We start from the raw sequence: 24247 nt of genomic DNA, 5'->3' as shown, positions 1-24247 counted from the left end.
CAGTCGTGGTCGCAGCGGGGGGTGAGGCAGTCTTCGCAGCGCCCGTCGGCGCAGTCGGGGCAGATCCAGGCGGTCACGACGCCACCTCGGCGAGCTGGTCGAGCAGGAACGGCTCGCACGGCTGAATCCGGGCCCGGGGCACCTTCGGGCCGAGCAGGCGGGTGTAGGTGACGCCTCGGCCGCGGGGTCCGTTGGCGGCGAGCAGCGGGATGGCGCCGACCCAGCCGGCGACCTCGACGACCCGGTCCCATTCGGCGGGCGGCAGGGCGCCGGAGCGCTTGCACTGGATGAACAGCAACTGCCCGGGCTTGAGGGCGACGATGTCGACTTTGGTGCTGCCTTTGCTTCCGGCAGCGCGGATGGTTTCGTAGCCGTTGTCCTGGAGGTCGTCGATGGTCTTGTGCTCGAACCAGGTGCCGGACCGGTAGTGGCTCATCGGGTCACCTCGGCGGTGGCCGGGGCGGGCTGCCACGGGCCGACCGGGCGCCACACGGCCTCAGCGCCGAGTTCGTCGGCGCGTTGCCGGGCTCCTGCTTCGGTGAAGGTTCCGACGCGGTTGACCGTGCCGCCGGGGTAGCGGATGGACCACTCGGCGTTCGGCGTGATGTAGGTGGGGCTGATGGCGGCGGCCAGGCCCTGCTCGGTGAGCCAGGCGCGGATGGTGCCTTCGGTGATGCCGCTCTTCCAGCCGATGAGGCCGAGGTTGGCCAGGGCGTCCATGTGGGGGCGGAGCTTGGCGGGGAAGGTCCACAGCGTCTCGCCGGTGCGGTGCCGGGCGGCGAGGACTTCGAGGATCAGGTACTGCGTGGGCGGCAGGTCGTCGGCGTCGGCCACCGGCGGGCTGGGCTGGGTCATGGCTTCTCCTTCGGGGCGAGGGTGCGGCGGAGGCGGTTGAGTGCTTCGCGTTGTCGGGCGGCGAGGTCGTCGAGGACGCGTTCGGCGATGGCTCCGACCGGCTCCGGCTCGGTGGTTTTGTTGATCTCCCCCCTCTCGGGCTCACGTTCCGGCCTCCCTATAGAGAGGCCGGAAAACGTGAGTTTCCGAGGGAGGGGCCGCGTGAGTTTCTGTGAAGGCGCGTGTGAGTTTCTGACCTGCGCAAACTCGGCGGACGTATCGACGCGTGACTTTCCCCGTGAGTTTTCGCCGGAGAGGGCCGTGTGAGTTTCCGCGTGAGTTTCTTCGCCACGCTCCGCACCCGTCATGTCACTGCCCGTATCGGTCATCGGAGGGCTCCTCATCCTCAATCCAGGACCCCGGAGCAGCCGCGAACCAGCGGTCCCCCTGCCCCCGTCCGCCCTTCCCGTCGTTCGCCGCCCGCTCCGTCAGCAGCCCCTGCTTCACCAGCTCGCGCAGCTTCCGCCGGGCCTTCTCCACCTGGGCGTTGGTCGGCTTCTCCGCGGAGAAGATGCAGCCAGCCGCCTCCCGCGCCGACACACCCGTGCTCGCGCACCGGCGGGCCAGCGCCACCACGTCCGTGTCCTCGTTGTGGTAGACCTCCGCCAGCCCGGTGTCCCGGTTGTGCAGCACCTTCAGCGGACCCACCTCGTTCATGGGCTGTTTCAGGTGCACGAAGTCGATGACCGGGTCACCCGGCTCGCCCCACAGCAGCACCACCGACCCGGCCCCCGACGTCAGCCAGGTGGACCCGTAGATGCCGTTGATGTTGTTCGGCTTGCTGCCGTCCGCGCCGTTCTTCACCACGTGGTGCAGCTCGACGAGCTGGACACCCTCGGCGAGGGCGAGCTGCCGGGCCCGGTTGTAGCCGGCGCCGACCTCGTCCTTCGACAGGCCCACCGCGGCGTCCTTCAGGCTGTCGACGAACACCACGTCGGCCCCGTGCTGCTGGGCGAGCCGCAGCAGGCTGGCGGGGTCGGCGGCGAAGTCCGACGGCGGCGGCCCGGACCAGAAGCGGAGGATCTCGGCGAGGAACTCCCGCTCGTCGGTGTTGCCGGCGAACATGCGGCCGAGGTTGCGGCGGGCCTGTTCGGGCCGGTCCATGGCCAGGTACAGCACCCGCTGCTCGCACGGCTCCACGGGCAGGCCGAGGACTTCGTGGTGGAGGCCGGCGACGGCGCGCAGGAGCTGCCCGGCGATGGTGGTTTTCCCGACGCCCTGCGGTCCGGCGATCATCAGTGCTTCGCCGCGGGCCCACAGGATGTCTTCGCCTTTGCCCCACAGGGCGGGCGGGGTGGGTGGCAGGTCGAGCAGGAACGTGGCGCCGTCGTGGACGCGGGCTGCGTCGTCGGCGGCGGCCTTGGCGAGAGCGGCCTGCTCTTCGGCCCACATCTGCTCGGCGGCGTGCCGGGCGCGGATGAGGGTGAGCTGCCGGTCGGTTTCTTCGTCCTGGCGCTGCTTGCGGCGGGCGGCGAGCACGTCGGCGCGGGCCTGGTCCTCTTGCCGCTGCCACGCCTCGTGTTCGGGCGTGCCGGCGCCGAAGGGGTTGGGCTCGGGTGGCGCCACGGTGTCCATGCCTTCCCACAGGTCGATGTCGGTCACGCCGCCACCTCGAGGTGCCGCATCGGGCGGCCCGTCTCGTAGTCGACGGGGCCTCCGCCGTAGCGGGGCGGCCCGTACTGGGCCTCGATGTCGGCGAGTTCGTCGGCGATGCGCTGCTCGTAGGTGCGACGGGCGGTCGCGTTGTCCAGCCAGGTGCAGTGCTGCTGGGCGAGGTCGCCGAGGTACGTGGCGGTGCGCCCGGAGTCGTAGGCGAGGCGCATCAGGTAGGCGACCTCGGCGCGGGTGAAGGTCTGTCGCGTGGGGTCCTGCAAGGCCGCGGCGGCGTTGAGGATGCCGCCGGCGGTCGGGGTGGTGCTGGTCATCAGGTCCCCCCTGGTCGTTGTGGTGGTCGTGGTGTGGCGCCCTGCCGCGACGTGAGCGCGGGTGTCCCGGCCGGTTCCGGTGTCAGGGCGGGCCGTCATCAGGCGGCCTTGGCGCGTGTGCGGGGGGTGCGCTTGCCGCCGGGCCGGTAGGCGTAGACGGCCTCGAACCGCTCGGGCCCGGCGATGCCTTCGCGGTTGCGGAGCTTGCAGACGGCAGCCTGTCCGCGGGTCTTCCCGACCTCGCCGTCGTCGGCGCCGGGCCAGCGGAGGTGGTCGGCGATCTGCTGGTCGGTTTTCTGCTTGGCGAGGCGACGCACGACCTCGACGAGGTCGGCGCGGTTCCCGGCGATCTGCTCGTAGGTGAGCCGCCCGTCGACGGCGAGGCCGACGGTGATCGGGTCGTAGGCGTCCGGGTCGCCGGCGGGTTCGGCGTTGAGGACCGGCTCGGCGTTCGGGTCGTCGATGGTCGCGTCGTCCCAGGCCAACGGCGGGGGCCATCCGGCTCGGGCGGCACGCTTGGCGGTGATCCCCGACGGGCCGGGCGTCATGGAGAGGGACTCGTAGGCGCGGCGTACACCGGCGGCGGTGTCTCGGGTGATCCAGGTCTGGGTGGCGATCCCTTCGACTCTGGTGCTGAGTCCTCCGGCCTCGCAGATGTCGCGGAACGTCCAGCCGATCCGTTGGAGGGCGTGGACGCGGCGGACCGCGCCGGTGGGGTCGACGAGGTTGCTCAGTGGCGGGAGCCTGTCCGGTTTCGGGGGGACCGGGACGGCGAGGATCTTCTCGCCGACGTCGGCGAGCACGAACTTCCGGTTCGGCTTGTAGGCGACGGCCTCGTAGGTGCCGCGGGACACCCCGGCCGCGGTGTAGATGTCGCGGCCCTTCATGCCGGCGGCGCGGAGCTTCTCAAGGTGCGCGCGGATCTCAGGGACGGGGACCGTGGCGCGTTGGCCGTTCTCCCGGCGGCGTCGCCAGACGCGCAGGCGCCAGTTGTTCCAGGCGCGGCACTTGGGGCAGCCGGTGACGGCCCGGTTGTGCTCGTCGCAGTAGGGCACCCGGGCGTATGGGCCCTTGGCGGGTAGCTGCTTCGAGAGCGTGGCGGTGGTCATGGCTCAGGCCGCCTCGGCGAACTGCGCGGACCGGGCCGACCAGGCGTCGCGGACCTCCTGGTCACGGATGCCGGACGCCGCGCAGGCGGCGCGGATCTCGTCGAGCTGGGTCTGGTTGACCGCGCCGGCGATGTCCTCGAGGGCCTCGTCGACGCCGTAGGGGGTGGGCTTGGCCTCGACGGCCGGCTGCTCGATGAAGTCGGCGGCGGAGACGAGCCGCGGCGCGGGCCGGGCCTCCACGGTGGTGCCCTGGTCGCGGATCTCCTCGGCGGTGTATGGCATGCCCATGATGGCGTCGGAGGCGATCCACCGGCACACCTCGGCGGTGGCCCGGGCGACGAGCATCGCGGCGGGGTTGCTCCGCCAGTTCGGGTTCTTCTGGACGTAGCCGGCCTGCTGCGCCCGCTCGACCGTCCACGTGGAGGTCTGCCAGGTGGTCTCCCCGCGGCGCCGGCCGATGACGACGGCGTGCTGGTCGTCGGACTCCTCGATCCGCACCTCGTGTCCGTGCGACTGGACGACGGCGCGGAGCGTGATCGCGGCCGGCGCGGGCGTCCCGTTGATGTTGTGGAACGCCCGGAGCGACGCCATGGGGCTGATGCCGACCTCGGCGCCGGCGAGCATGGCGGCGGCGGCCTCGTCGGGCTTGCCCCGGTACGCCTGGGGGACGAACTGAGTGCGGACGATCCGCTCGGCCAGGCTGTGGATCGCGGCGGCGGTCTGGGCCCAGTCGGCGAGCCGGGCGACTGCGCTGTCGTGCCCCGAGTGGGCGACGACCGCGGACTGCTGGCCCTCACGGATGGCGATGTCCTGGGGAATGGCGACGTCGGTCATCGAGCTGCGCTCCTTCGCTTGTTGCAGGTGCGGCACTGGCGGTGGCCGCTCTTGGGGACGACGTAGGTGTTGGCCTCGTCGTACGGGTGGCCTTCGGGGCAGTGGGTCTTGCTTCGCTGCCGGGTGCCGGCGGGCATGCCGGCGCGGTTGGCGTTCTCCCAGGCGGTGACCGGCTCTAGGTGGTCCGGGTTGACGCACGACCGGTTGCGGCACTTGTGGTCGATCTGCTTGCCCTCGGGGATCGGGCCGACGTGGATCGCGTAGGAGACCCGGTGGGCGAGCCACTGGCGCCGGTTCCACCAGATCTGGCCGTAGGTGGCGCTGTGGGCGCCGGTGAAGTTCCAGCAGCCGTTGTCGGCGATCTGGACCTTGGCCATGAGCCGGTCGCGGACGGGTACGGGCTTGCCCATGTCAGAACTCCAGGGTTCGGAGGGCGTAGGCGGGGAGAGAGATCGTGGTGATGTCGGACGCGTAGCCCGGCCACACCCCGGTGCGCTGGCACTCGGCGAACACGTCGACCGCCCGGTTGTTGAGGTGCCGGCCAGCGGCCAGCTCGTCCGCGCCGAGCTGCGCCACGTGCACGAGGTGCGGTGGGCGCTTCTCGACGAACACGAACAGGAACGGCAGCTCGCCGAGGCCGAGCGCCCGGGCGGCGTCCTGGTAGTAGTCGGCCTGGGCGTGGTAGCCGTACCGGGCGATCGCCTTGCGGATGTGCTCTTCGTCGGCGGACTCGCAGGACTTGAGGTCGACGATCGCGTCGGTGCGGAGCAGGTCGATGCGGGCCCTCCGCCAGATGCCGGTGCGGTCGTCAACCCAGAACAGGGACTGTTCGACGTCGCCCTTGGACAGGAGTGCGCCGGCGAGCGGGTGCTGCCGGACGGCGTCGGTCATGGCGGCGACCTCGGCGGCCTGGTGGGCGAGCAGCGGCACCTTGCCGGCGGCGTACGCGTCGGCGCGGGCGGCCTTGGCGTCCTTGGTGAGCCAGTTCTTGGCGTCGACCACGACCGTTTCGGCGCCGACGCCGAGGGCGGAGGAGTGGAACGCCTTGCCGAGGTCGAACTCCTCGCGGCTGGCCGGAGGGTTGCGGCGCTCGTAGTCGAACCGGGCGGGGCAGGTCTCCAGCAGCCGGCGGGCGCCACTGCTGGAGAGGCTGCCGCCGGGGACCGGGTCGGCGTGGTAGACGTCCTCGGGCATGCCGTCGTGGATGCCGGGTTCGGTGATGATCTGCTCGGTGGTGGTCACGCGGCGGCCCTCCTCTGCTTGAGTGCGGCGGCCCGGGCCAGGACGGTGTCCATGTCGGGTACCTGGTAGCGGTGGTTGGTGTCGTCGTGGAGGCGGCGGGTTTGGCCGCCGCCGGGGACGGCGCAAGCGATGGGGGTCACGCCGCCACCTGCCGCTGCCGGGCCTGCTTGCCGTCGGGGTGGTTCTGGTCGAACCAGTCCTTGCGCTGCTTGCCGGTCATCTCGGCGCGGACGCCCTCCCAGTCGCGGTTGGCGATGGAGTCGAGGAAGCAGTCGGTGGAGACGGGGCAGCCGTTGCAGATGCGCTTGGCGAGGAACTCGTCGGCGGCGTTGCTGTCGGGGTACATGACGTCGGGGTCGACGCGCTGGGTGACGCAGCTGCCGCGGAGCCGCCAGTTGGTGTCGCTCACGACGTCACCTCGCTGTTGACGGTGTTCACGTACGGGGTGCGGCCCTCCAGGTCGAGCAGGGCGTACTTCCGGATTGCGGCCCGCTCCCGGGCGGTGAGCGGGTTCATGTAGGGGGCGTCGGGGCGGGTCATGCCGGCGGTGCGGGATCCGCCTTGTCCGCGCAGCGCCCAGGCGAGGCTGAGGCAGAGGGCGGTGGGGAGGATGGTGGCGGCGAGGATGTCGGCGGGCATCAGGCCACCTCCGCCTTCGCGGCGGCCGTCAGCGGGCCGAGGGCGGCGATGAGCTGGTGCCACTCGTAGCCGATCCCCCGGCCGAGCTGGTCGCGCCACCACAGGTTGTCGCCGGGGCGTCCGGGGCAGACCCACAGCTGCCCGGTGCGGTCGCGGACGGCGGTGATGTCGGCGGGCTCGGCCGGTGCCTCCCAGATCCCGTCCTGTCGGAGCTTGGCGTTCTCGGCCTTCAGCTCCTCGACCTGCTGGGCCCACGCGGTGACGGCCTTGTTGTGGCTGGCGATCTCGGCGTTGGCGGCGCGGAGCCGGCGGTCGAGGTCGGCGTTGTCGTCGCGGAGGGTGGTGTTGTCCTGGTCGAGGCGGTCGGCGCGGGCGGCGTCGGCGGTCAGCTCGGCGACCCGGCTCTTCAGCCACGAGGCGGTGCCGGCCGGGTTCAGCTCGGCCTGCGTCTCGTCGGCGGTCTCGACGGTCACGCTGTCGGAGCCGCCGCAGAACTTCCAGGCGTAGCCGCTGGCCTCGTTGATGCCGTGGCCCAGCCCGAAGGCGATCGCCTCGGCGGCCTTGGCGTGACGGGCGGGGCCGGTGACGGTGAAGGTGCGGTGCTCGACCTCGTCGGAGAGGGAGCCGGTGCTCCGGGCCATCTTGAGGGTGACGGTGAAGTCGGTCAGGTCGGTCATGGTCAGAAGCTCCAGATCAGGAAGAAGATGACGGCGGCCCAGAAGGCGGCACCGATGGCGAGGGAGGCACCCCAGGTGCGGCGGCGGGTCATGCCGCCCTGCCCTGGCCGAAGTAGAAGTCCAGACGTGCGCGGGGTTCGGCCTGCGCGAGCCGGTGCTCGATGCCGACCTCCTGCCGGTGGATGACCGCGTCGGTGGTCCAGTCGGGGATCGACACCATCGCCGCGTAGGTGCTGTCCAGTTCGCCCTTGAGGGCGGTGAAGTCGGCGGCGGTGCGCCGGTGCTCGACGTGGACGCCGGCCAGGTAGGCGGCGGCGAGCGCGGCGAGGGCGAGCACGGCGAGCAGGAGGGCGGTCATCGGGGGTCACTCCCGTCGAGGCAGCAGGGCTCACCGGCGGGGGCGGGGCAGCCGTGCAGGCAGGTGCCGCAGGCGGTGTCGTCGTCGGGGCAGCCGGTGGGGGTGTTGGGGCAGCACGGGGGGATGCCGGCGGGCTGCCCGGTCGGGGTGATGTAGACGCTGATCGGGCCGGTCATCACGCCACCTCCGGGAGGTCGGCGCCGCGTGCCCGGCGGGACCGGGCGATGGCCTCGTGCAGGTCGGCGACGACGGCCCGGCTGTCGGCGCACAGCTCGTCGACAGAAGGCCGGTGGCAGGGGCCGGGTCGGCCGGGGGTGGGGTTGTCGGGGGTGGGTGGGGGCAGGTCGTCTCCGCCGTGGGGTGCGGGCCGGGTCCAGCCGGTGTGGGCGGTGATGTCGGCGGCCGGGTCGGCGGGGCGAATCTGGGCGCACTCGGCGCGGCAGGCGGCGGTGACGTGCACCGGCCGCAGCGTCGGGGCGGTCACCGGGTCACCTGCTCGAAGCCGACGGGGAGCACACCGACCGCGATGAGGCACCGCACGGCCTCGGCGGGGTGCGTCACCCGGTGGTGGAACGGCGTCAACTGCCAGCCGCCGTTCGTGCCGCGCCGGCTGACGCCGATCAGCTCGCAGGAGTCCGACCAGCCGATGCACACGGTCGCGTCGACCATGTTCGGGGCGTTGTACCGGTAGCCGTAGGAGCCGAGGCGGGTCCAGCCGTTGGTGCGCAGCCAGCGGTTGATGGCGGCGATGGCCTGCCGGTGCTCGCCGGGGGCGAAGTGCGGGTAGCTCGGGATGGTGGGCGCGGCGGTCACTTCAGGCCGCCCTTGCAGCCGTCGAAGCACTCCCACTCCCGGCGGGAGTAGCCGAGCCCGGAGTACAGCGCCTTCAGGTCCTGCGTGGCGCCGCAGCGGCGGCAGCGCCGGTCCGTGTACGACGTCTCGACGATCGCCTGGAACTCCGGCTCGGTGCGGTACAGGTCGCCGAGGATCTGGAAGACCACGTCGTCCTCGCCGAGCTGGGCGTACTCGCGGACCCGGGCGAGGGTCTTGCCCATCACCGAGTCGATGTCGCCGCTGGCGGGGATGAGGGCGAGGTGGTTGCCGAGGACGTCGAAGACGACGGAGCCCGCGGGCCCGGCGACGGTCCAGCGCGGCGACCCGCCGGCGGGGTGGCTGGTCTTGGTCTGGGTGGTGGTCCCGGCCATCCGGTAACCTGCCTTTCGGTACGGCGGCCCCGCGGCTCTTGGTTGGGTGAGCGGGGCTGCTTGCTGTCCGGGGCCCGGGCGGGCACCGGGATGGGTTCAGGCGGCCGGGCGAGCGGCGCGGCGAACGCGGCCAGCGGCGCGGCTGGGGGTGGCGGTGATCGCCGGCTCGAACAGCTGCTGCTTGATGGCCTCGACGTCTTCCGGCGCGAAGCGCACGCCGCCGGCGGGGCGGCGGTGGGGAAGCACTCGGGCGGTGACCTTGTCCCGCACCCAGGAGCGCTTGACGTTCATCAGCTCGGCGAGTTCGTCGATCGTCAGCCACTTCTCGCTGGTCATGGCGTACCTCCTTTCGATCTCTCTCCGGCCTTCTCCGGTCTGCTCCGGTTTTCGGCCGCGCACAGAAGGTAGCGCGAATGTGCGCGCACGCACAAGAGGGACAGAGGGACGGTCTGGCATCATCTGAAAGTCGGATGTGCGAGCCGCGCACACCGGGAAATGCGGGGAGAGCAAGAGGATGTCGCCCAACCTCGGCGCCCACACGCAAGGCATCGACGATGTGCGTGATCACACGCACGTGACAGGTCGCGCAGCCGTCCCTAATCTCGTGCGCGTGCGCACAGTCGAGTGGCCGGAGCGTGAGGCGTTCGTCGCCCACCTCGACCGGCTGAAGGAAGCCCGCGGGTTCCGCTACGACGTTGCGCTGGCCGAAGCCGCCGACATCAGCCACTCGGCGATCAGCAACTGGCGGTCCGGGAAGCAGAAGCCCAGCCTCGCCGCGATCACGAAGCTCGCCTCAGCGCTCGACGTGTCGGCCCACGACCTGGCCGCCCGCGCCGGCGTCGCCGAGGGCTTCGCGCAGGCGTCCACGCCCACGCAGCTGCCGCCGGAGCTGGAGGCGCTGCTCGACCACTACCAGACGGCCGAGCCGAACCGCCGGTCCGAGCTGCTGAGCTTCGTCGCGCGGGTCAACGAGTGGTTCGAGGCGACGGCGCCTCGCCCGTCCGAGGGCCGACCCCGCCGGGCAGGCTGATCCCCTGTGTGGGTCGAGAAGCACGGCCCGGGCTGGCGGATCCGCGAGCAGGTCGGTGGCCGGAAGGTAACGATCGAGTCCGGCTACCCGACGAAGACGGCCGCGAAGGCGGCCATGACGCGGATGACGGCCGACCGCTGGCGCGGCGAGTACATCGACCCCCGCGCCGGCCGGGTCACCCTCAACTCGTGGATCGACGCCTGGTGGCCGTCGTACGCGGCGACGCTGAAGCCCACCACCCAGCGCACCGAGGACTCCCGGGTCCGCAACCACATCCGACCCATCCTCGGCAGCCTGCCGCTCGACGAGGTCGACTCGCTCGCCGTGCAGCAGTTCGTGTCCCGGCTCGCCGCTGGCCAGTACCCGGCCGGGCGTCCGCTGAGCCCGAAGACGATCAGGAACTCGCACGCGATCCTGCACAAGCTCCTCGACGCCGCAGTCGCGCAACGGCTCATCCGGATCAACCCGGCTGGGTCGACCGGCCTGCCGCGCATCCGCCGCCAGGAGATGCGGTTCCTCACCACCCCGGAGATCGGCCGGCTGCTCGCGGCCACCCCCGAGCACTGGAAGCCTCTCGTCACCCTGCTCGTCGCCACCGGCCTGCGCTACGGGGAAGCGACCGCGCTGCGGGTCGGCCGGGTGGACGTGCTCGCCGGCCGCCTCGAAGTCCTCGAAGCGATGCACGACGGGATCGGGGGAGTGCCTATCTTCACCGACCCGAAGTCGGAGCGGTCCCGGCGCACGGTGACGTTTCCGCCCGCGGTCGGGCACGCCCTGGCGCCGCTGCTCGTCGGGAAGGACCGGGACGACATGGTGTTCACCGACCTCGACGGGGAGCGGCCGGTGACCCGGAACTTCCGCCAACGGGTGTGGCCCCGCATCCTCGACGAGGCGGGGCTGGGGCGTGTGCGGTTGCATGACCTCCGGCACACCCACGCGGCGCATCTGATCTCGGCGGGGCGGCCGTTGACGGCGATCTCCCGGCGGATGGGTCACGCGTCGATCGCGGTCACCTCCGACGTGTACGGGCACCTGCTGACGGAGGTCGACGAGGGCATCATGACCGCCGTCGCCGGCATGCTTCCCGCCCCCGACGGTGGGGGGAATCTGGGGGGGGGGCGGTCCCGGAGCAGACCGGAGAAGACAGGAGCCGACCGGAGCTATCAGCAGGCCGGGGCGGGGTCTGACTCCATGACGTGGGGCTCTATTCGGGTTCGAATCCCACACCCTCCGCCCGCAACGCCCAGGAGGCCGAGGTGACGGACGCGGCGTTGGCCGAGGTGATGGCCGAGTTGGTCGCGCTGGAGGACCCGAGGGTCCGCGCGGTCAACGAACGGCACGGCGACGACCACGGGGTCAACCTGGGCAGGCTGCGGGCGGTCGCGAAGCGGCTGAGGACGCAGCAGGAGCTGGCCCGCGAGCTGTGGGCGACCGGTGACAGCGCGGCCCGGCTGTTGGCGCTGCTGGTCTGCCGGCCGAAGGCGTTCGGGGCGGACGAGTTGGACGGCATGCTGCGCGAGGCGCGTACGCCCAAGGTGCACGACTGGCTCGTGGCCTACGTGGTGAAGAAGAGCCCGCACGCCGAACGGCTGCGGCTGGCCTGGCTCGCCGACCCGGATCCGGTGGTGGCGAGCGCCGGTTGGGCGTTGACCACCGAGCGGGTGGCGCGCAAGCCGGACGGGCTCGACCTGGCCGGCCTGCTGGACGTGATCGAGGCGGAGATGCGGGACGCCCCGGACCGCCTCCAGTGGGCGATGAACCACTGCCTGGCCCAGATCGGGATCGACCACGCGGGGCACCGTGACCGGGCGATCGCCGTCGGCGAGCGCCTGGCGGTGCTGAAGGACTATCCGACGCCGCCGGGCTGCACGTCGCCGTACGCGCCGATCTGGATCACCGAGATGGTGCGCCGGCAGCACGAGAGCGGGGTATGAAGGGGCGCAGAACATTTCGCGCACCCGGAAGGACCGTTTCGATGACCCTGGAACGACCGATCGCCCCGGACCCGTACGAGCTGCTGCCGACGGTGTCGGCGTTCGACCTGACCAGCGACGACGTGCACAACGGCGAGCCGATGGACGCGCGGTACGCGCACGGCAGCGCCGGCGGCGAGAACGTGTCGCCGCACCTGTCCTGGTCCGGCTTCCCGGCGGAGACGAAGAGCTTCGTGGTCACCTGCTTCGACCCGGACGCCCCGACCGGCAGCGGGTTCTGGCACTGGGTGCTGGTGGACGTGCCCGCGTCCGTCACCGAGCTGCCCACCGGGGTGGCGGAGGCCGACCTCGGGGGCGCGTTCAGCATCCGCAACGACTACGGCGACACCGGTTACGGCGGCGCGGCGCCGCCCCCGGGCGACCGACCGCACCGGTACGTCTTCGCGGTGCACGCGGTCGACGTCGAGCGCCTGGACGTGGGCAAGGACGCCAGCCCGGCCTTCGTCGGCTTCAACCTGGCGTTCCACACCCTGGCCCGCGCCGTGATCCGCCCGACCTACCAGGTCAAGGACTGACCAGAGGTAAGCAGGGGCCCCTTCTTAACACGCGGGTGTGAGAGGGGGCCCCATCTATACCGGAGGCGTTAACAGGGGGCCCCTCCTTGCGCCTCAGGCGGGGACGCGGGCGACCGCGAAGACGGACTGGCCGAACGGCGGCCGGACCCGCTGCTCCGCGGCCTTGGTCGCGGGCAGCACCAGCGTGTCGTAGACCTTCACCATCGGGCCCTCCTTCGGCATCAGCCGGAAGACCTTGGTGGCCATGAAGTAGCCGATCAGGCCGAGCGCGTTCGCGTAGTGGATCTTCTCCACGGTGAGCCCGGCCTCGGTCATCGCCGCGCCGAGCGTCTTCTTCGTGTAGCGCCGCACGTGGCCGGTGGCGATGTCCGCCGGGCTCATCGCGAACTGGAACGCCGGCACGATGATGACCACCGCGCCGCCGGGCCGGACCAGGTCGCGCATGCTGCGCAGCGCGCCCACGTGGTCGTCGATGTGCTCCAGCACGTTGTAGGAGACGGCGGCGCTGTAGTCGCCCCGCTCGGTGTGCGGCAGCAGCATCTGCCGGACCTCGACGCCCGGGTGGTCGGCCAGCCGTTCCTTGAGCTTGATCAGCCGCTCCGGGTCGGCCTCGGTGGCGGTGATCCGGGGCAGGTGCTCGGCCCACTCCAACGCGTAGTCGCCGAGGCCGCTGCCGATCTCGATGGGGTTGTCACCGAGGTAGGGCACGGCCAGCTCGACGAACCACCGTCGGTGGTTGACCGCCGTCGCCAGGCCTTCGAGCACCTCCGACTGGACGCGCTGATCCCCAGTGATTTCTGCCATGCGTCGATTCCTCACGATATGACTGACCCGCGCCTGGACCGTCAGAGTCAACCATCTGGATGGCTGGTGGGGAAATCGGGGCACCGGGGTGGCCGAATTGCGGTCGGGTGGGGCACGTGATCGGCGGTCGGCGAACTCGGCACATAGTACGTGAGTCCCGGAAACATGTCACGGGCCCGTCATACCCTGACTACGCTCTGAAATGTCATGACTACTCCGGAATCGGACGTGGGCCCACGTGGTCGGCGGTTCGACGCCCTCGCCGTGCTCAGCTTCGTGCTGCTCGCGTTCTGGGTCACCGCTCGCCTTTGGGTGGATCCGGCGAACGGGGTCCGGGACAATCGCACCGATCAGGCGCAATTCGAATGGATGATGGCGCACGGTGCGCGCGTCGTCACGGATTTCGCCTATCCGTTCACCTCGGACCGGATGAATGTGCCGGACGTGGTCAATCTCATGGCCAATACGTCCGTATTATCCGTTTCGGTGCCGCTGTCGCCGATAACGCTGTGGTGCGGGCCGCGGTGGTCCTTTCTCATTTTCCTCACCCTCGGCCTCGCCGCCACCGGAGCGGCCTGGTATTTCCTGCTCTCCCGCGTGGTGATCGGCGCGCGCGGGCCGGCCTGGCTGGGCGCCGGCTTCTGCGCGTTCGCGCCCGCGATGGTGTCGCACGCCAACGCCCACCCGAACATCGTCAGCCAGTTCGTGGTGCCCCTGATCGTCTGGCGGACGCTGCGGCTGGCGCAGCCCGGCCGCTGGCTGCGCAACGGCGTGCTGCTCGGCCTGGTGATCGTCTGGCAGGCGTTCCTCAACCTGGAGATCCTGCTGATGACCGCCATCGGCCTGGGCGTGGTGGTGCTCGCGCTGGCGCTCGGGCGGCCCGCGCTGCGGTCGGCGGCACGCCCGTTCGCCGCCGGGCTCGGGGTGGCCGCCGTGGTCGCCGGGGCGCTGCTCGCGTACCCGCTCCGGGTGCAGTTCTTCGGCCCCGGCGCCTACAGCGGGCTCTCCACCCTGATCCGGGGCTACTCCACCGACCTCGCCGCGTACGTCGCGTGGTCCCGGGAGTCGGTGGCCGGCGACGCCCGGGGCAGCGAACCACTGGTGAAGAACGCCACCGAGGAGAACGCGTTCTTCGGGTGGCCGCTCGTGGTGCTGGTGGCCGCGCTCGTCTGGTGGCTGCGCCGGGACGCGGTGGTGCTCGGGCTGGCTGCGGTGGGGCTGATGTTCGCGCTCTTCTCGCTCGGCCGACAGGTCCGGTTCGACGGGCGGGACACCGGCGTCCCGGGCCCGTGGGCCGCGCTGGAGAACCTGCCGGTCCTGCACTCGGTGGTGCCCACCCGCTGGTCGCTCGCGCTCACCCCGATCGTCGGCGTGCTGCTCGCGCTCGGGGCCGACCGGGCCCGACGTCTCGCCGCGCGTCACCCGGCGGCACGCGGGCAGATCCGGTTCGCCACCGGCACCGTGCTGGCCATGGCGCTGCTGCCGATCCTGCCCACCCCGCTGCCGGCCAAGCGACTCGACCCGACCCCGGCGTTCGTCACCGCCGGAACCTGGCGTCCCTACGTCGCCGACGGGCGGAGCGTCGTCACGCTCCCCCTGCCCGACACCACGTACGCGGTCCCGCTGCGCTGGTCCGCCGAGACCGGGCTGGACATGCCGCTGGCCCGGGGCTACTTCCTCTATCCGGACACCCGCCCGGGCGGCGACCGGATCGCCCTCTTCACCGCGCCACCGCGTCCCACCAGCACGTTCTTCGACACGGTGCGGCGCACCGACGCGGTGCCCCCGATCACTCCGCAGGACCGGGTGGCCGCCGTCGACGACCTGCGGTACTGGCGGGCCGGCGTGGTGATCCTCGACCCCCGGCTGCGGCAGGCCGAGGCGCTGCGCCGGGCGATGACCGAGCTGACCGGGATCACGCCCACCCGCTCCGGCGGGGTGTGGCTGTGGAACGTCCGGCCGTTGGTGGACTGAGCGCGTCGGGCGCTCAGCCCTGACGGACGCAGCAGCCCTGGCAGACCTTGGGCCGGGGCAGCGTGAACGCGAGGCAGCAGGTGCGCCGCTGCACGGTCGGCTCGCCGGTCGGGCCGGGCACCAGCTCGACCAGGTCGCCCAGGTCGAGCGCGTCCAGCAGCGTGGTCACGGTCGCGGCCGACGAGCCGGGCAGCGCGTCCGCCGCGCGCAGGATGCCGTGCGCGATGCCGGACGCCACCGAGCCGAGCAGCGTACGGGTGCCGATCCGGACCTCGCCCTGGATGGCGGTGATCAGCGGGGCGAAGTGCGCGTCGAGCAGCGACGCGCGCAGCTCGCCGAGCAGTGCCGTCTCGTCGGCGACCACCCGGATCCCCGGCGCGCCGCTGAGGGCGAGCGGGTCGCCGGGCAGCACCGCCACCGGGGTCGAGGCGCGCAGCCCCAGGGTGAGCAACTGGTGGTGGTCCTCGAAGTGCACCAGCACGTGGGCCGGGTCGAGCAGCGGCACCCGGCGGGCCGAGGCCCAGCCGAGCACGGCCGGCAGCGCGGTCCAGTAGCTGTAGGACTTCCAGGCCAGCGCGGCGCAGGCGTGCGGCGTGCCGCCCCAGCGCCGGCCCGCGGCGGTGAGGAACTCGGGCAGCAGCGTGCCGTCGACCAGGCGGGCGGCCGGGGTCCAGCGGTCCAGCTCGTCGCGGACCAGTAGGCCGGGCGCGAGCCCGGGCAGGTCGTCGGTGCCGAACATGACGCGCAGGGTCGCGGTCACCGGGGCGAACGGGGTGGCGACTTCGCGCCCCGGCATCACCGCAGTCACCTGGCCGTCCCCTGTCTGGTCGCCCTGCCGGCCGGCGCGTGCCGTCGACCGAAGCTAAGGCTAGCCTAACCACATTCCCCGGCGGAGGGAAAGTGGTGCCACGGGCTTCAGGGGGAGGTCCCGGTCACTCCGTCGCCGTCGCGTACTACCCGGCGGGGTGGGCGGAAAACGCCGCCGGGCGGGCCGGGCGGGTCGCGCAAGCATCGACGTGCGCCGTTGAATTGTCAAGGCGAGTGTCGAATACGAGGCAGTTTCCGTACACGTCCGGCCACCCAACGTGAAAATGGTCGTCCCGGCTACGAGGAAGCTGATGACGACCTCACCGATCGAGCGTGCCGCCGACTCGTTCGCGGCCGAACTCGCCCGGCACCGGACCGGCCGAGGGCTGTCCAAGAAACAGTTGGCGACGCTGATGGGCTTCGACCCGTCCTACGTCAGCCACGTCGAAGGGCGCCGCCACCGGCCCACCGAGGACTTCGCCCGCCGGGCCGAGGCCGTCCTGGAGGCCAGCGGCGCGATCTGGCAGCGTTTCCGGGAGTACGACGAACTGCGGCACGGCCGGGCCGCCGGGGCGCACCGGGACCCGCCGGTACCCGGCCAGTGGCTGCCGCCCGGCACCGGCCTGGTGGTCGAGCGCGAGGTCGCCACGCTCACCCACACCGGCGACGGCTACCACTGCGCCATCCGCCGGGAGCTCTACAACGCCGGCACCGAGCCGGTCACCCGCTACCTGGTCCGGGTCGCGGTCGACCGCTACCCGAACGATCCGGGCCGCTCCAACCGGCACCACCGGGAGCACCCGCTCACCTTCGCCGAGCTGCAACTCACCGCGTACCGGGACGACGGCAGCGGGCGGGAGCCGATGCACTGGCGGGCCAAACACGACCGGGACGCGTTCAAGGAGATCTGGCTGCTCTTCGAGAACGACGAGGGCCGCTTCCCGCTCTACCCGGGCGACCGGGTCACCATCGAGTACGCGTACCAGGTCGGCCGGGACAAGTGGGGCCCCTGGTTCCAGCGCGCCGTACGCCTGCCCACCCGGCACCTGGCGGTGCGCCTCGACCTGCCCGCGGACCTCGACCCGAAGGTGTGGGGCGCGGAGACCTCGCTGTCGGCGGAGGAGGGACCGCTGCGGACGCCGATCCAGCGCACCGCGGCCGACGACCGCCTGATCTTCGACTGGGGGACCGACGACCCGCCGCTGAACGCCCGCTACCGCTTGCAGTGGCGGTTCCGCAGTCCGGCGCCGGAGGCCGAGCCGGACGGCCCGCCGGCCGGCGGCCGGGTGCGGGCCAGCGACCGGATGCGCGCGGTGGGCATCGTGCAACGCGGCGACGACCTGCTCCGGCAACCGGCCCGCCCGTTCGACCTGCCGGCCGAGGAGCCGCACGCCCGGAAGGTGGTCGACCGGCTCGCCGGCATGCTGGTCCGCCTGGACGAGCTGCACCCGTTCAGCAAGGGCGTCGGCCTCGCCGCACCCCAGCTCGGCCTCGGCTGGGCCGCCGCCCTGGTCCGCCCCGCCGACCGGGCGGCCGAACCGGTGGTGCTGCTCAACCCCCGCGTGGTGGACGCCGCCGCCGAGACCGACGAGCAGTACGAGGGCTGCCTCTCCTACTTCGACCACCGCGGCCTGGTGCCCCGACCGCTGCGGATCGACGTGGAACACGCCCTCTGGGACGGCAGCCGGGTGATCACGTCCTTCGAGTACGCGATGGCCCGGCTGGTCGCCCACGAGATCGACCACCTGGAGGGGCGCCTGTACGTCGACCGGATGGCCCCCGGCGTGCCGCTGGTGCCGGTGGAGGAATACCGCGAGACCGGTACCCCCTGGCGCTACTGACACGGGGGCCGGGTCGCGTGCCCCAGGGGGCGGGGGCACGCGACCCGGCTCGGGGGGAGAAAGGCTCAGAGGTTGCCGAACGTGTCGTAGCGGATGTTGTCCGGCGGAACGTCGTCGGCGGCGAGCGCCCGCAGCGTCGCCCGGACCATGGCCGCCGAACCGGAGACGTAACAGTCGTGCGTGGTCCACGGGCCGTACCGGGTGACCACCTCGGAGACGTCACCCTGCTCACCGGCGTAGTCCGCGTCCTCGCTGCACGCCGGCGTCACCGACAGCCAGGGGTGGGTCGCCACCAGCTCCTCCAGGCCGGCCAGCCCGTACAGCTCCTCGGGGCGGCGGGCGCCGTAGAAGACGTGCACCCAGCGGGTCCGGTTGACCCGGGCCAGCTCCTCCACCAACGCCTTGATCGGGGCCAGCCCGACCCCGCCGGCCACGCAGAGGATGTCCCGGGTGGAGTCCGGGTCCAGCGTCATCGAGCCCATCGGCGCGGCCACCCGCAGCAGGTCACCCGGCTTGGTCCGGCGGACCAGCGCGCCGGAGACCCAGCCGGCCGCCCCGGCCGGTGTCCGGACGTGGAACTCCAGCACGTTCTCCTCGTTCGGGGCGTTCGCCACCGAGTACGTCCGCCACACCCGGGGGTGGTGGCGGGGCACCTCCACGCTCACGTACTGACCGGCCTTCCAGGCGAGCGGATCCTGGAGGGCACGGACGGTCAGCACCGCCGTGTCCGGGCCGTGCCGCTCGTGGGTGAGCACCTCGGCGTGCCAGAACGGCGGGTTCCCGTCCGCCTCCGCGCCGGCGAGCATCCGCTCGCTGATGCTCGCGTACGCCTCCCGCCACGCCTGGTCGTACTCCAGGTTCCAGCCGTCGCCGGCGGTGCTGCGCAGCGCGTCGAGCAGGGCGACGCCCATGGTCTCGTAGTGGGCGGACGACACGTGGTACTTCCGGTGGTCCCGACCCAGCGCGCGCAGGTACTCGTCGAAGCTCTCCGGATCGTCCACCGTCTGGGTGGCCGTGACGATGGCCTCCAGGATCCGGTCGCCCTGCCCGTTCATCTGCACCGGGAAGAGCGCGCGCAGCTCCGGGTCGAGGAGGAACAGCCGGGCGTAGAAGTGGCCGCTGAGCCGCTCCCGGTGCTCCTCCACCAGGGCCCAGCTCTCCTTCAGCAGCCGCGCGAAGTTCTCCACAGGGGCACGCTCCTTCTCCGTACGGGCGGATCGGCCCCCATAGAATGTCCACGCAGCGTGTCCGTCGGTCGCACACGATGTGCGACCGGCCCACCTCGTCGCCGAGGTGGTTTCATGGTCCGGTGACGGTTGACGAGCTGGCCCGGCCGGTCTCCCGCCGGGTGCTGGGCACCGAGACGCTGCTCGTGCTCGGTCTCTCCCTCGGCCAGTCGGCCGTGTACGCGCTGGTCTCGCTGGTCGCCAAGCTCACCGCGTCGGGCGGGCTGTCGAAGCAGACCGCCGCGCTGAACACCTCCGCGTCCGCCCGGCCCTACCTCGACCTCACCTACCAGCTGCTCGGGATCGTCTTCGCGCTGCTGCCGGTGCTGCTCGCCGTACACCTGCTGGCGCGCGACCCCGGCGACCCGGCGCGGACGCTCGGCGTCGACCTCCGCCGGCCCGGCTCCGACCTGGTCCGCGGCGCGGGCCTGGCCGCGCTCATCGGCCTGCCCGGCCTGGCGCTGTTCTGGGTGGCGGCGCAGCTCGGCATCAACGCCACCCTCGTTCCGGCCGCCCTGCCGGACCTCTGGTGGGCGGTGCCGGTGCTGATCCTCGCCGCCGTGCAGAACGCCGTGCTGGAGGAGGTGATCGTGGTCGGCTATCTGGTCACCCGGCTGCGGCAGCTCAACTGGCGGATCGGCGCGGTGCTCGCGACCAGCGCGGTGCTGCGCGGCTCGTACCACCTCTACCAGGGCTTCGGCGCGTTCGTCGGCAACGCCGTGATGGGGCTGATCTTCGGGTGGTTCTACCTGCGCACGCGCCGGGTGGCCCCGCTGATCGTCGCGCACACCCTGCTCGACGTGGTCGCCTTCGTCGGCTACGCGCTGCTGCCGAGGTCCTGGTTCGGCTGGCTCTGAGCGTTGCGCCAGGTCGGCGAGGTGGCGGGTGATGCCACCACCTCGCCGTACCCGGTGTCGATCAGGCGCGGGTGGGCCGGTACCGGGCGACCGCCCGGGCGGCGAGCCGTTCGGCGGCGGCCGTCCCACCGGTCGCGGCCGCCAGCGCCGCCGCGCCCGGCAGCAACCGGGCGGCCAGCCGCAACCCGAGCCACCCGCCCGCCTGCGCGGCCACCGGCGTGGCCAGCCGCCAGGCCGCCTCGGCCACCCGCCCCCACGGCCCGTCCGCCGGCTCGTCGGCTGCCCGGGCCGCCGCCAGCGCCGCCCGGGCCGTGCCGTCGTCCGGGTGCACCGACGTCAGCACCAGCAACTCGGCCGCCCGGTCCGGATGCGCCGGCTCCCGCCCGTAGGCGGCGGCCAGGTGCAGCACCAGGTTCGCCTGGGTCCAGAGCACGGCGGTCAGCTCCGCGACCGGCGCGAACAGCCCGGCGCCCGCCGCCAACGCGCCGCCCGTGCCGGCCATCCGGACGAACCGCCGGGTCGCCAACCGGGCCACCCCGTCCGCGTCCGCCTGCGGGTAGGCCCGGCGGACCTGCTCCACCCAGTCCCGGGCACGCGGACCGAGGGCGTCCACCGCGGCCAGGGCCAGCAACTCCGGCGCGAACCCGGGGTGGTCACGCAACCTCGGCCCCACCGCCCGCCAGCCCTCCACCGGGGTACGCGCCACCGCCGCCGACCCGTCGGCGGCCCGGGTGATCCGCTCACCCGTGCCCGCCGCTGCGGCGTCCCTGCCGATGACCCCGTGCGCGGGGGTGTCCGAGGTCGGCCCGGCGACCGGCCGGGGGTCCGCCCTGTTCGGGCCCTCCGCCGTGGGGCCGGCGTCCGGCACGGTGTCCGGTCGGTCCGGGATCTCCGCCATGGGGCCCGCGTCCGTCCGGGCATCGGCGGGTGACGGGGTCGGCGGGACAGCCCCGGCCGCCTGCCTGGCGGTGCGTTTCGCGGGGCTGGTCCGTGCCGCCGGGGTGGCCTTGGTGGTCCGGCGGGCCCGCGCCGGGCGGACCGGGCTTGCCGGCTCCTCGACCGGGGTCGGCTCGGCGTCGGCGGGCTGCGGCCCGGCCGTGGACGCCCCAGCCCCGGCCGGCGCGGTGAACTCGGGCGCGTCGGGGGTTCTCCGGCTCGCACCGGCCGCCTTTCGCGGGGTGGGCGCGGCCTTCCTGGCCGCCGGGGCGGTCGTCTTCCCGGCCGGGGTGGTCTCCGCGTCGGGCGTGGTCCTGTCCTCGGCGGCACGCCGTGCCCGCTTCGGGGTCGCCTTCGCGACCGAGGTCGCCCCGGTCGCGGTCGCCCCGACCGAGGGCCCCCCGGACGCCGTACTCCCGGTGGGAACCTCGTTCGGCGTGGGGTCGACGGCCGCCGGCGGCTGACCGGTCACCTCCGGCTCGCCCGGCGGCGTACCGGAACCGGCGTCGTCCCGCTCGGCGGTCCCCCCGCCGGATCGCGTACCCGGGCCGGTGTCGTCCGGCGCGGCGGCGGCCGGGCCGGACGGCGAACCTGGATCGGGCTCGGCGGGGTCGCCGCCGGCGCGTGGGCGAGGCGCCGGCGACGCCTCGGCGGCCGGGGCCGGCGGCTGGAAGAGGACGGTCGGCGCGGTCCGACGCGGTCGCCGGCGCGGCGGTGTGTCCTCCGTCGCCTCCACCGGGGCGGGCTCCGGTGCCGGTGGCGGGCTGAACGTCGGTCGGGGGGAGCGGCTCCGCCGGGCCTTGGCGGCGGGCTCGCGACGGGGCGGATCGCTCGGCGGGTGCTCCTGCATATCGATGGAGCGTAGCCGTGGACGTGATCTGGCACACGGTGGAAACACGCCGTCCGGACCGGGCGCCGGTAGTCGCTTTGCTCCGGGCGGGTGCGGACCTGTATTCTCGGGCGCGGTGACCTCCGGGCCACCAGGGAGACTTCGCCTAGTCTGGTCTATGGCGCCGCACTGCTAATGCGGTTGGGGTCTTAAAGCCCCTCCCGGGTTCGAATCCCGGAGTCTCCGCGCGAAAGCCGGTTGTGTAGACTGGCCGAGCACCGGGCGCCCGTAGCTCAATGGATAGAGCATCTGACTACGGATCAGAAGGTTAGGGGTTCGAGTCCCTTCGGGCGCACAGGGTTTGACCTGCGGAAACGCCCCTCTGGCGATCGATAGTGATCGACCAGGGGGGCGTTTTTCGTGCCACTTCGGTGGCACGGGTGCGCCGCAGTTGCCACAGCGTGACCAGCGGCGTGGCTTGCGGTGAGCGGCCTGCGCCTGCCGACGATCAATCCGCGTCCTGGATCGTCACTGCGCGGATCATTGGCCATCCCGGACCAGACGACGTGGCGGGTGGGTGTGGCCAACGAAGCGAGTGGTCGAACATCCTTGTCGTCCGGTCGATGCAGCCACTCCGGGTTAGTCGCTGGGGCGCCGTTGCCTCTGCGGAGAGTCGCGAGACCAGCGGCCTGTCACTACTGCCGCCCTACGAGAAGCGCTTGAACAGGCGCTCAACGAAGTCTGGTCCCTTGGACATCTTCTCTGGGGGTATCCCGAGCAGGTGCTCGACAAAGTCGGGGCCCTTGGCGATCTTGTCGGGTGAGTTGCCGGTTCGGCGCTCGTGCGCGGCGAACTCATCCCGTAGGAACTCCAAGGCCGCCGGCAGATCCGCTTCGGCCAGCGGAGTACCTGCCGACGCGAGGTGGTTGAGCTGCTTCGGGGACCGCACCGGCTGCCCTACAAGCCTCGCGGCTGCCACCATGGCTAAGTGGAAGCGGTAGTTGTTCCGCTCCGGCACGCTGACACCGGCGGCCTCCGACGCCAGGAACGCGTCGATCTCCTTCTGAGCCCTGGCGACCCAGAGATAGATCTTCACCGGGAACTCCTTGGAGAAGATCCGCCGGTACTCTTCGTCACGCTTAAGGAGGCTCGATGGCCGGGCTCGCGAGTTGTCCGGGCGGCTGAGACCCATTGCCATGACAGCCTGCGCAAGCAGCGAGATGCTCACGATCCGTTCCGCGCTGCGCCCGCTGTTGCGGTAGAAGTTCTTCCGCCGGTCGTAGTACCAGTCCTGCCCGAGGAAGTACGCCTCGATGTCGCGCTGAATGTCGTCGGTCGCGCGCAACGACGCCGCCGGCACCGATGTCTGCCGGTTGGTTGCACGGATGACGAGATCCCGGGTGGCTAGGTCATCGCCGGTCACCAGGATGCGGACCAGCACCGAGCGTTCGAACGCTGGATGGTCCGCGGGCGCCGTTCGCAGGAAATTGAAGATGGTGTGCGATGACTGCAATCCGTTGACCACCTGCACGTCGTCGAGAGAATAGGTCTTGGCGACCGTGGTGGCCTTGGAGCAGACGATGGTGACGCCGTTGTTCAGCCACCAGAACTCCGGCCCCTCGGGGTCCTCCAAGGATTGTCGGATCTCCCGGTTCACCTCGACATCGCCTTGGTAGTCGCGGACGTTCCAGTCGAAGATGTGCCGTCGTAGGTGGCCGTTCTCATCGGCCAGGAAGGTCAGGTAATCGCGTAGCTTGACCAGGGCGACGTGGCTGTTGCCGCTGGTCGCGTTCTCCTGATAGGTCAGTTCCGTCGTGTATGACGGGACAGCGTTCGCCCTGCGCCACAACTCGGCGGCCCCGAGGAACTCGACGCGACCGTTGGCGCCGGGGATAACGCTGGCGAGCTGAGCCTCCAGGTCGCGAGCCTTGATCTCGACCTTGGTGTTGATCGAGTTCGGGCCGGTGGCGCGCCCCCGGGTTGCATACACGAAGTGAATCTCGACCTGAGGGTGCCGCGTGGCCAGCACTCGGAGAGCCTTCCGAAAGAACCCCGTCCGCAAGACCGTGCCCGGCGAATACAGCTTGAGGAGATCGTCCTCGTTCTCCGAGAGGTTCAGTAGCCGCGCAAGCGCGCTCCCAGCCTTGTCGATGGCCGTCTCGGTGAACGACGTCTCTCGCTTAGCCTGCACCAACCAGAGTTCAAGCTTCACGCCGCGCGGTAGTTTGACCGCGGAGAACCCGTCCTGCAGCACGTCGCTGTCCTCGGAGAGGAGCACCCCGCCGACGAACACGTAGATCGCGTCGATCGCCCCGTCGTTGCTGCCTCCGATGACGCCCTCGGCTACCTCCTCCGAGGACAGTTGCCGCGCGGTGAGTGCCTGCTCCGCAGCGAAGATCTCGAATGCCTCATCGTCGCGGATTGGGATGGACCGGTCGGCCTGCCGCTGGACCAGGACTTGATCGAGCAACACCTGTTCGTTGTCGGCCACGCACGAAGTGTAGGCGAAATTTGGTCGATAGGATCGCCCTGCGCGAGCCGGACTCGATCT

32 protein-coding genes and 2 tRNA genes are annotated in these 24247 nt (G+C 71.9%); 10 read left to right on the top strand and 24 right to left on the bottom strand.

Annotated features, from left to right (window positions below):
• Positions 1-73 precede the first annotated feature (73 nt).
• The 19 genes from ACN27B_RS08565 to ACN27B_RS08475 all read right to left on the bottom strand — a co-directional run bounded on the left by ACN27B_RS08565 (position 74) and on the right by ACN27B_RS08475 (position 9219).
• A complete protein-coding gene (locus ACN27B_RS08565; protein WP_422744291.1) occupies positions 74-436 on the bottom strand; it encodes a restriction endonuclease in 363 nt (120 codons plus the stop codon).
• Positions 433-855 (bottom strand): hypothetical protein, encoded by a 423-nt coding sequence (locus ACN27B_RS08560; RefSeq protein WP_422744289.1) that lies wholly within the window; start codon positions 853-855, stop codon positions 433-435. The genes ACN27B_RS08565 and ACN27B_RS08560 overlap by 4 nt, the downstream gene beginning before the upstream one ends.
• Complete coding sequence (locus ACN27B_RS08555; RefSeq protein ID WP_422744287.1) at positions 852-1223, bottom strand: hypothetical protein; 372 nt, start codon at positions 1221-1223, stop codon at positions 852-854. Before ACN27B_RS08555 ends, ACN27B_RS08560 begins: the two co-directional genes overlap by 4 nt.
• Positions 1204-2496 carry an AAA family ATPase gene (locus ACN27B_RS08550; RefSeq protein WP_422744285.1) on the bottom strand — a complete coding sequence of 431 codons (1293 nt, stop codon included), beginning with the start codon at positions 2494-2496 and terminating at the stop codon, positions 1204-1206. Before ACN27B_RS08550 ends, ACN27B_RS08555 begins: the two co-directional genes overlap by 20 nt.
• On the bottom strand, positions 2493-2819 hold the full coding sequence (locus ACN27B_RS08545) for a hypothetical protein (protein ID WP_422744283.1): 327 nt from the start codon (positions 2817-2819) through the stop codon (positions 2493-2495). Before ACN27B_RS08545 ends, ACN27B_RS08550 begins: the two co-directional genes overlap by 4 nt.
• Before the next feature lie 98 nt (positions 2820-2917).
• Positions 2918-3928 carry a hypothetical protein gene (locus ACN27B_RS08540; RefSeq protein WP_422744281.1) on the bottom strand — a complete coding sequence of 337 codons (1011 nt, stop codon included), beginning with the start codon at positions 3926-3928 and terminating at the stop codon, positions 2918-2920.
• A gap of 3 nt (positions 3929-3931) precedes the next feature.
• The gene (locus ACN27B_RS08535; RefSeq protein WP_422744279.1) at positions 3932-4762 is read right to left on the bottom strand and encodes a hypothetical protein; all 831 of its coding nucleotides are present in this window, start codon (positions 4760-4762) and stop codon (positions 3932-3934) included.
• Entirely contained in the window at positions 4759-5172 is a 414-nt protein-coding gene (locus ACN27B_RS08530) for an HNH endonuclease signature motif containing protein (protein WP_422744277.1), read from the bottom strand. Before ACN27B_RS08530 ends, ACN27B_RS08535 begins: the two co-directional genes overlap by 4 nt.
• A 1-nt stretch (position 5173) precedes the next feature.
• Positions 5174-6004: a PD-(D/E)XK nuclease-like domain-containing protein gene (locus tag ACN27B_RS08525; RefSeq protein ID WP_422744275.1), complete on the bottom strand. Its 831-nt coding sequence runs from the start codon at positions 6002-6004 to the stop codon at positions 5174-5176.
• On the bottom strand, positions 6001-6144 hold the full coding sequence (locus tag ACN27B_RS08520) for a hypothetical protein (protein WP_422744273.1): 144 nt from the start codon (positions 6142-6144) through the stop codon (positions 6001-6003). The genes ACN27B_RS08525 and ACN27B_RS08520 overlap by 4 nt, the downstream gene beginning before the upstream one ends.
• Complete coding sequence (locus ACN27B_RS08515; RefSeq protein ID WP_422744271.1) at positions 6141-6413, bottom strand: WhiB family transcriptional regulator; 273 nt, start codon at positions 6411-6413, stop codon at positions 6141-6143. The genes ACN27B_RS08520 and ACN27B_RS08515 overlap by 4 nt, the downstream gene beginning before the upstream one ends.
• On the bottom strand, positions 6410-6643 hold the full coding sequence (locus tag ACN27B_RS08510; protein WP_422744269.1) for a hypothetical protein: 234 nt from the start codon (positions 6641-6643) through the stop codon (positions 6410-6412). Before ACN27B_RS08510 ends, ACN27B_RS08515 begins: the two co-directional genes overlap by 4 nt.
• Positions 6643-7320 carry a hypothetical protein gene (locus tag ACN27B_RS08505; RefSeq protein ID WP_422744267.1) on the bottom strand — a complete coding sequence of 226 codons (678 nt, stop codon included), beginning with the start codon at positions 7318-7320 and terminating at the stop codon, positions 6643-6645. The genes ACN27B_RS08510 and ACN27B_RS08505 overlap by 1 nt, the downstream gene beginning before the upstream one ends.
• 88 nt (positions 7321-7408) lie before the next feature.
• Positions 7409-7678 (bottom strand): hypothetical protein, encoded by a 270-nt coding sequence (locus ACN27B_RS08500; RefSeq protein ID WP_422744265.1) that lies wholly within the window; start codon positions 7676-7678, stop codon positions 7409-7411.
• Entirely contained in the window at positions 7675-7854 is a 180-nt protein-coding gene (locus ACN27B_RS08495) for a hypothetical protein (RefSeq protein WP_422744263.1), read from the bottom strand. Before ACN27B_RS08495 ends, ACN27B_RS08500 begins: the two co-directional genes overlap by 4 nt.
• Complete coding sequence (locus ACN27B_RS08490; protein WP_422744261.1) at positions 7854-8162, bottom strand: hypothetical protein; 309 nt, start codon at positions 8160-8162, stop codon at positions 7854-7856. Before ACN27B_RS08490 ends, ACN27B_RS08495 begins: the two co-directional genes overlap by 1 nt.
• Positions 8159-8491, bottom strand: a complete 333-nt coding sequence (locus tag ACN27B_RS08485; protein ID WP_422744259.1) for a hypothetical protein — start codon at positions 8489-8491, stop codon at positions 8159-8161. Before ACN27B_RS08485 ends, ACN27B_RS08490 begins: the two co-directional genes overlap by 4 nt.
• Positions 8488-8883, bottom strand: coding sequence for a hypothetical protein (locus ACN27B_RS08480; RefSeq protein WP_422744257.1), 396 nt, complete (start codon positions 8881-8883; stop codon positions 8488-8490). The genes ACN27B_RS08485 and ACN27B_RS08480 overlap by 4 nt, the downstream gene beginning before the upstream one ends.
• A 96-nt stretch (positions 8884-8979) precedes the next feature.
• Positions 8980-9219, bottom strand: coding sequence for a helix-turn-helix domain-containing protein (locus ACN27B_RS08475; RefSeq protein ID WP_422744255.1), 240 nt, complete (start codon positions 9217-9219; stop codon positions 8980-8982).
• 274 nt (positions 9220-9493) lie between these two features.
• On the opposite strand from ACN27B_RS08475, the gene ACN27B_RS08470 reads away from it, so the two are divergent.
• The 4 genes from ACN27B_RS08470 to ACN27B_RS08455 are packed head-to-tail and all read left to right on the top strand — an operon-like array spanning position 9494 to position 12422.
• Positions 9494-9913: a helix-turn-helix domain-containing protein gene (locus ACN27B_RS08470; protein WP_422744253.1), complete on the top strand. Its 420-nt coding sequence runs from the start codon at positions 9494-9496 to the stop codon at positions 9911-9913.
• 6 nt (positions 9914-9919) lie between these two features.
• Positions 9920-11173: a tyrosine-type recombinase/integrase gene (locus tag ACN27B_RS08465; RefSeq protein WP_422744251.1), complete on the top strand. Its 1254-nt coding sequence runs from the start codon at positions 9920-9922 to the stop codon at positions 11171-11173.
• Positions 11174-11196: 23 nt separating this feature from the next.
• On the top strand, positions 11197-11847 hold the full coding sequence (locus tag ACN27B_RS08460) for a DNA alkylation repair protein (protein WP_422745881.1): 651 nt from the start codon (positions 11197-11199) through the stop codon (positions 11845-11847).
• 41 nt (positions 11848-11888) lie between these two features.
• Positions 11889-12422 carry a YbhB/YbcL family Raf kinase inhibitor-like protein gene (locus tag ACN27B_RS08455; protein WP_099163292.1) on the top strand — a complete coding sequence of 178 codons (534 nt, stop codon included), beginning with the start codon at positions 11889-11891 and terminating at the stop codon, positions 12420-12422.
• Positions 12423-12515: 93 nt separating this feature from the next.
• Here ACN27B_RS08455 and ACN27B_RS08450 read toward each other — a convergent pair whose 3' ends face one another.
• Positions 12516-13226: a class I SAM-dependent methyltransferase gene (locus ACN27B_RS08450; protein WP_091568193.1), complete on the bottom strand. Its 711-nt coding sequence runs from the start codon at positions 13224-13226 to the stop codon at positions 12516-12518.
• 207 nt (positions 13227-13433) lie between these two features.
• Between ACN27B_RS08450 and ACN27B_RS08445 the strand changes: the two genes are divergently transcribed.
• Positions 13434-15200, top strand: a complete 1767-nt coding sequence (locus ACN27B_RS08445) for a hypothetical protein (RefSeq protein WP_422744248.1) — start codon at positions 13434-13436, stop codon at positions 15198-15200.
• Positions 15201-15213: 13 nt separating this feature from the next.
• On the opposite strand, the gene ACN27B_RS08440 is transcribed toward ACN27B_RS08445, so the two are convergent.
• The gene (locus tag ACN27B_RS08440) at positions 15214-15996 is read right to left on the bottom strand and encodes a hypothetical protein (RefSeq protein WP_422744246.1); all 783 of its coding nucleotides are present in this window, start codon (positions 15994-15996) and stop codon (positions 15214-15216) included.
• A gap of 322 nt (positions 15997-16318) precedes the next feature.
• On the opposite strand from ACN27B_RS08440, the gene ACN27B_RS08435 reads away from it, so the two are divergent.
• On the top strand, positions 16319-17848 hold the full coding sequence (locus tag ACN27B_RS08435; RefSeq protein ID WP_099163295.1) for a peptide deformylase: 1530 nt from the start codon (positions 16319-16321) through the stop codon (positions 17846-17848).
• A gap of 65 nt (positions 17849-17913) precedes the next feature.
• Here ACN27B_RS08435 and ACN27B_RS08430 read toward each other — a convergent pair whose 3' ends face one another.
• A complete protein-coding gene (locus tag ACN27B_RS08430) occupies positions 17914-19035 on the bottom strand; it encodes a globin domain-containing protein (protein ID WP_099163296.1) in 1122 nt (373 codons plus the stop codon).
• A gap of 122 nt (positions 19036-19157) precedes the next feature.
• On the opposite strand from ACN27B_RS08430, the gene ACN27B_RS08425 reads away from it, so the two are divergent.
• Positions 19158-19931 carry a CPBP family intramembrane glutamic endopeptidase gene (locus tag ACN27B_RS08425; RefSeq protein ID WP_099163297.1) on the top strand — a complete coding sequence of 258 codons (774 nt, stop codon included), beginning with the start codon at positions 19158-19160 and terminating at the stop codon, positions 19929-19931.
• 61 nt (positions 19932-19992) lie between these two features.
• On the opposite strand, the gene ACN27B_RS08420 is transcribed toward ACN27B_RS08425, so the two are convergent.
• Positions 19993-20829, bottom strand: a complete 837-nt coding sequence (locus ACN27B_RS08420; protein ID WP_357628479.1) for a hypothetical protein — start codon at positions 20827-20829, stop codon at positions 19993-19995.
• Between the two features lie 70 nt (positions 20830-20899).
• Here ACN27B_RS08420 and ACN27B_RS08415 point away from each other — a divergent pair, with 70 nt between their 5' ends.
• The 3 genes from ACN27B_RS08415 (at position 20900) to ACN27B_RS08405 (ending at position 22051) form a co-directional block, all read left to right on the top strand.
• Positions 20900-21331 carry a hypothetical protein gene (locus tag ACN27B_RS08415; protein WP_172967763.1) on the top strand — a complete coding sequence of 144 codons (432 nt, stop codon included), beginning with the start codon at positions 20900-20902 and terminating at the stop codon, positions 21329-21331.
• A 520-nt stretch (positions 21332-21851) separates the two neighbouring features.
• A tRNA-Ser gene (locus ACN27B_RS08410) sits at positions 21852-21942 on the top strand.
• A 36-nt stretch (positions 21943-21978) separates the two neighbouring features.
• Positions 21979-22051 (top strand) — tRNA-Arg (locus ACN27B_RS08405).
• Positions 22052-22402: 351 nt separating this feature from the next.
• On the opposite strand, the gene ACN27B_RS08400 is transcribed toward ACN27B_RS08405, so the two are convergent.
• Entirely contained in the window at positions 22403-24187 is a 1785-nt protein-coding gene (locus tag ACN27B_RS08400) for an AIPR family protein (RefSeq protein ID WP_157779164.1), read from the bottom strand.
• Positions 24188-24247: the final 60 nt, after the last annotated feature.

Origin of the sequence: Micromonospora sp. WMMD754 (genome assembly GCF_049315235.1) — a bacterium.
Taxonomy (GTDB): Bacteria; Actinomycetota; Actinomycetes; order Mycobacteriales; family Micromonosporaceae; genus Micromonospora; species Micromonospora sediminicola.
The sequence above is the reverse complement of the archived record's forward strand: the minus strand, read 5'-3'. Positions and strand labels throughout refer to the sequence as shown.

Bases quoted from the DNA above. Each gene is read 5' to 3' on its own strand.
- ACN27B_RS08505 (WP_422744267.1), bottom strand. From the start codon at position 7,320: ATGACCGACCTGACCGACTTCACCGTCACCCTCAAGATGGCCCGGAGC.
- ACN27B_RS08420 (WP_357628479.1), bottom strand. From the start codon at position 20,829: ATGGCGGAGATCCCGGACCGACCGGACACCGTGCCGGACGCCGGCCCC.
- ACN27B_RS08535 (WP_422744279.1), bottom strand. From the start codon at position 4,762: ATGACCGACGTCGCCATTCCCCAGGACATCGCCATCCGTGAGGGCCAG.
- ACN27B_RS08555 (WP_422744287.1), bottom strand. From the start codon at position 1,223: ATGACCGATACGGGCAGTGACATGACGGGTGCGGAGCGTGGCGAAGAA.
- ACN27B_RS08445 (WP_422744248.1), top strand. From the start codon at position 13,434: ATGACTACTCCGGAATCGGACGTGGGCCCACGTGGTCGGCGGTTCGAC.
- ACN27B_RS08540 (WP_422744281.1), bottom strand. From the start codon at position 3,928: ATGACCACCGCCACGCTCTCGAAGCAGCTACCCGCCAAGGGCCCATAC.
- ACN27B_RS08475 (WP_422744255.1), bottom strand. From the start codon at position 9,219: ATGACCAGCGAGAAGTGGCTGACGATCGACGAACTCGCCGAGCTGATG.
- ACN27B_RS08480 (WP_422744257.1), bottom strand. From the start codon at position 8,883: ATGGCCGGGACCACCACCCAGACCAAGACCAGCCACCCCGCCGGCGGG.
- ACN27B_RS08495 (WP_422744263.1), bottom strand. From the start codon at position 7,854: ATGACCGGCCCGATCAGCGTCTACATCACCCCGACCGGGCAGCCCGCC.
- ACN27B_RS08450 (WP_091568193.1), bottom strand. From the start codon at position 13,226: ATGGCAGAAATCACTGGGGATCAGCGCGTCCAGTCGGAGGTGCTCGAA.
- ACN27B_RS08460 (WP_422745881.1), top strand. From the start codon at position 11,197: ATGGCCGAGTTGGTCGCGCTGGAGGACCCGAGGGTCCGCGCGGTCAAC.
- ACN27B_RS08530 (WP_422744277.1), bottom strand. From the start codon at position 5,172: ATGGGCAAGCCCGTACCCGTCCGCGACCGGCTCATGGCCAAGGTCCAG.
- ACN27B_RS08565 (WP_422744291.1), bottom strand. From the start codon at position 436: ATGAGCCACTACCGGTCCGGCACCTGGTTCGAGCACAAGACCATCGAC.
- ACN27B_RS08435 (WP_099163295.1), top strand. From the start codon at position 16,319: ATGACGACCTCACCGATCGAGCGTGCCGCCGACTCGTTCGCGGCCGAA.
- ACN27B_RS08440 (WP_422744246.1), bottom strand. From the start codon at position 15,996: ATGCCGGGGCGCGAAGTCGCCACCCCGTTCGCCCCGGTGACCGCGACC.
- ACN27B_RS08510 (WP_422744269.1), bottom strand. From the start codon at position 6,643: ATGCCCGCCGACATCCTCGCCGCCACCATCCTCCCCACCGCCCTCTGC.
- ACN27B_RS08545 (WP_422744283.1), bottom strand. From the start codon at position 2,819: ATGACCAGCACCACCCCGACCGCCGGCGGCATCCTCAACGCCGCCGCG.
- ACN27B_RS08455 (WP_099163292.1), top strand. From the start codon at position 11,889: ATGACCCTGGAACGACCGATCGCCCCGGACCCGTACGAGCTGCTGCCG.
- ACN27B_RS08560 (WP_422744289.1), bottom strand. From the start codon at position 855: ATGACCCAGCCCAGCCCGCCGGTGGCCGACGCCGACGACCTGCCGCCC.
- ACN27B_RS08500 (WP_422744265.1), bottom strand. From the start codon at position 7,678: ATGACCGCCCTCCTGCTCGCCGTGCTCGCCCTCGCCGCGCTCGCCGCC.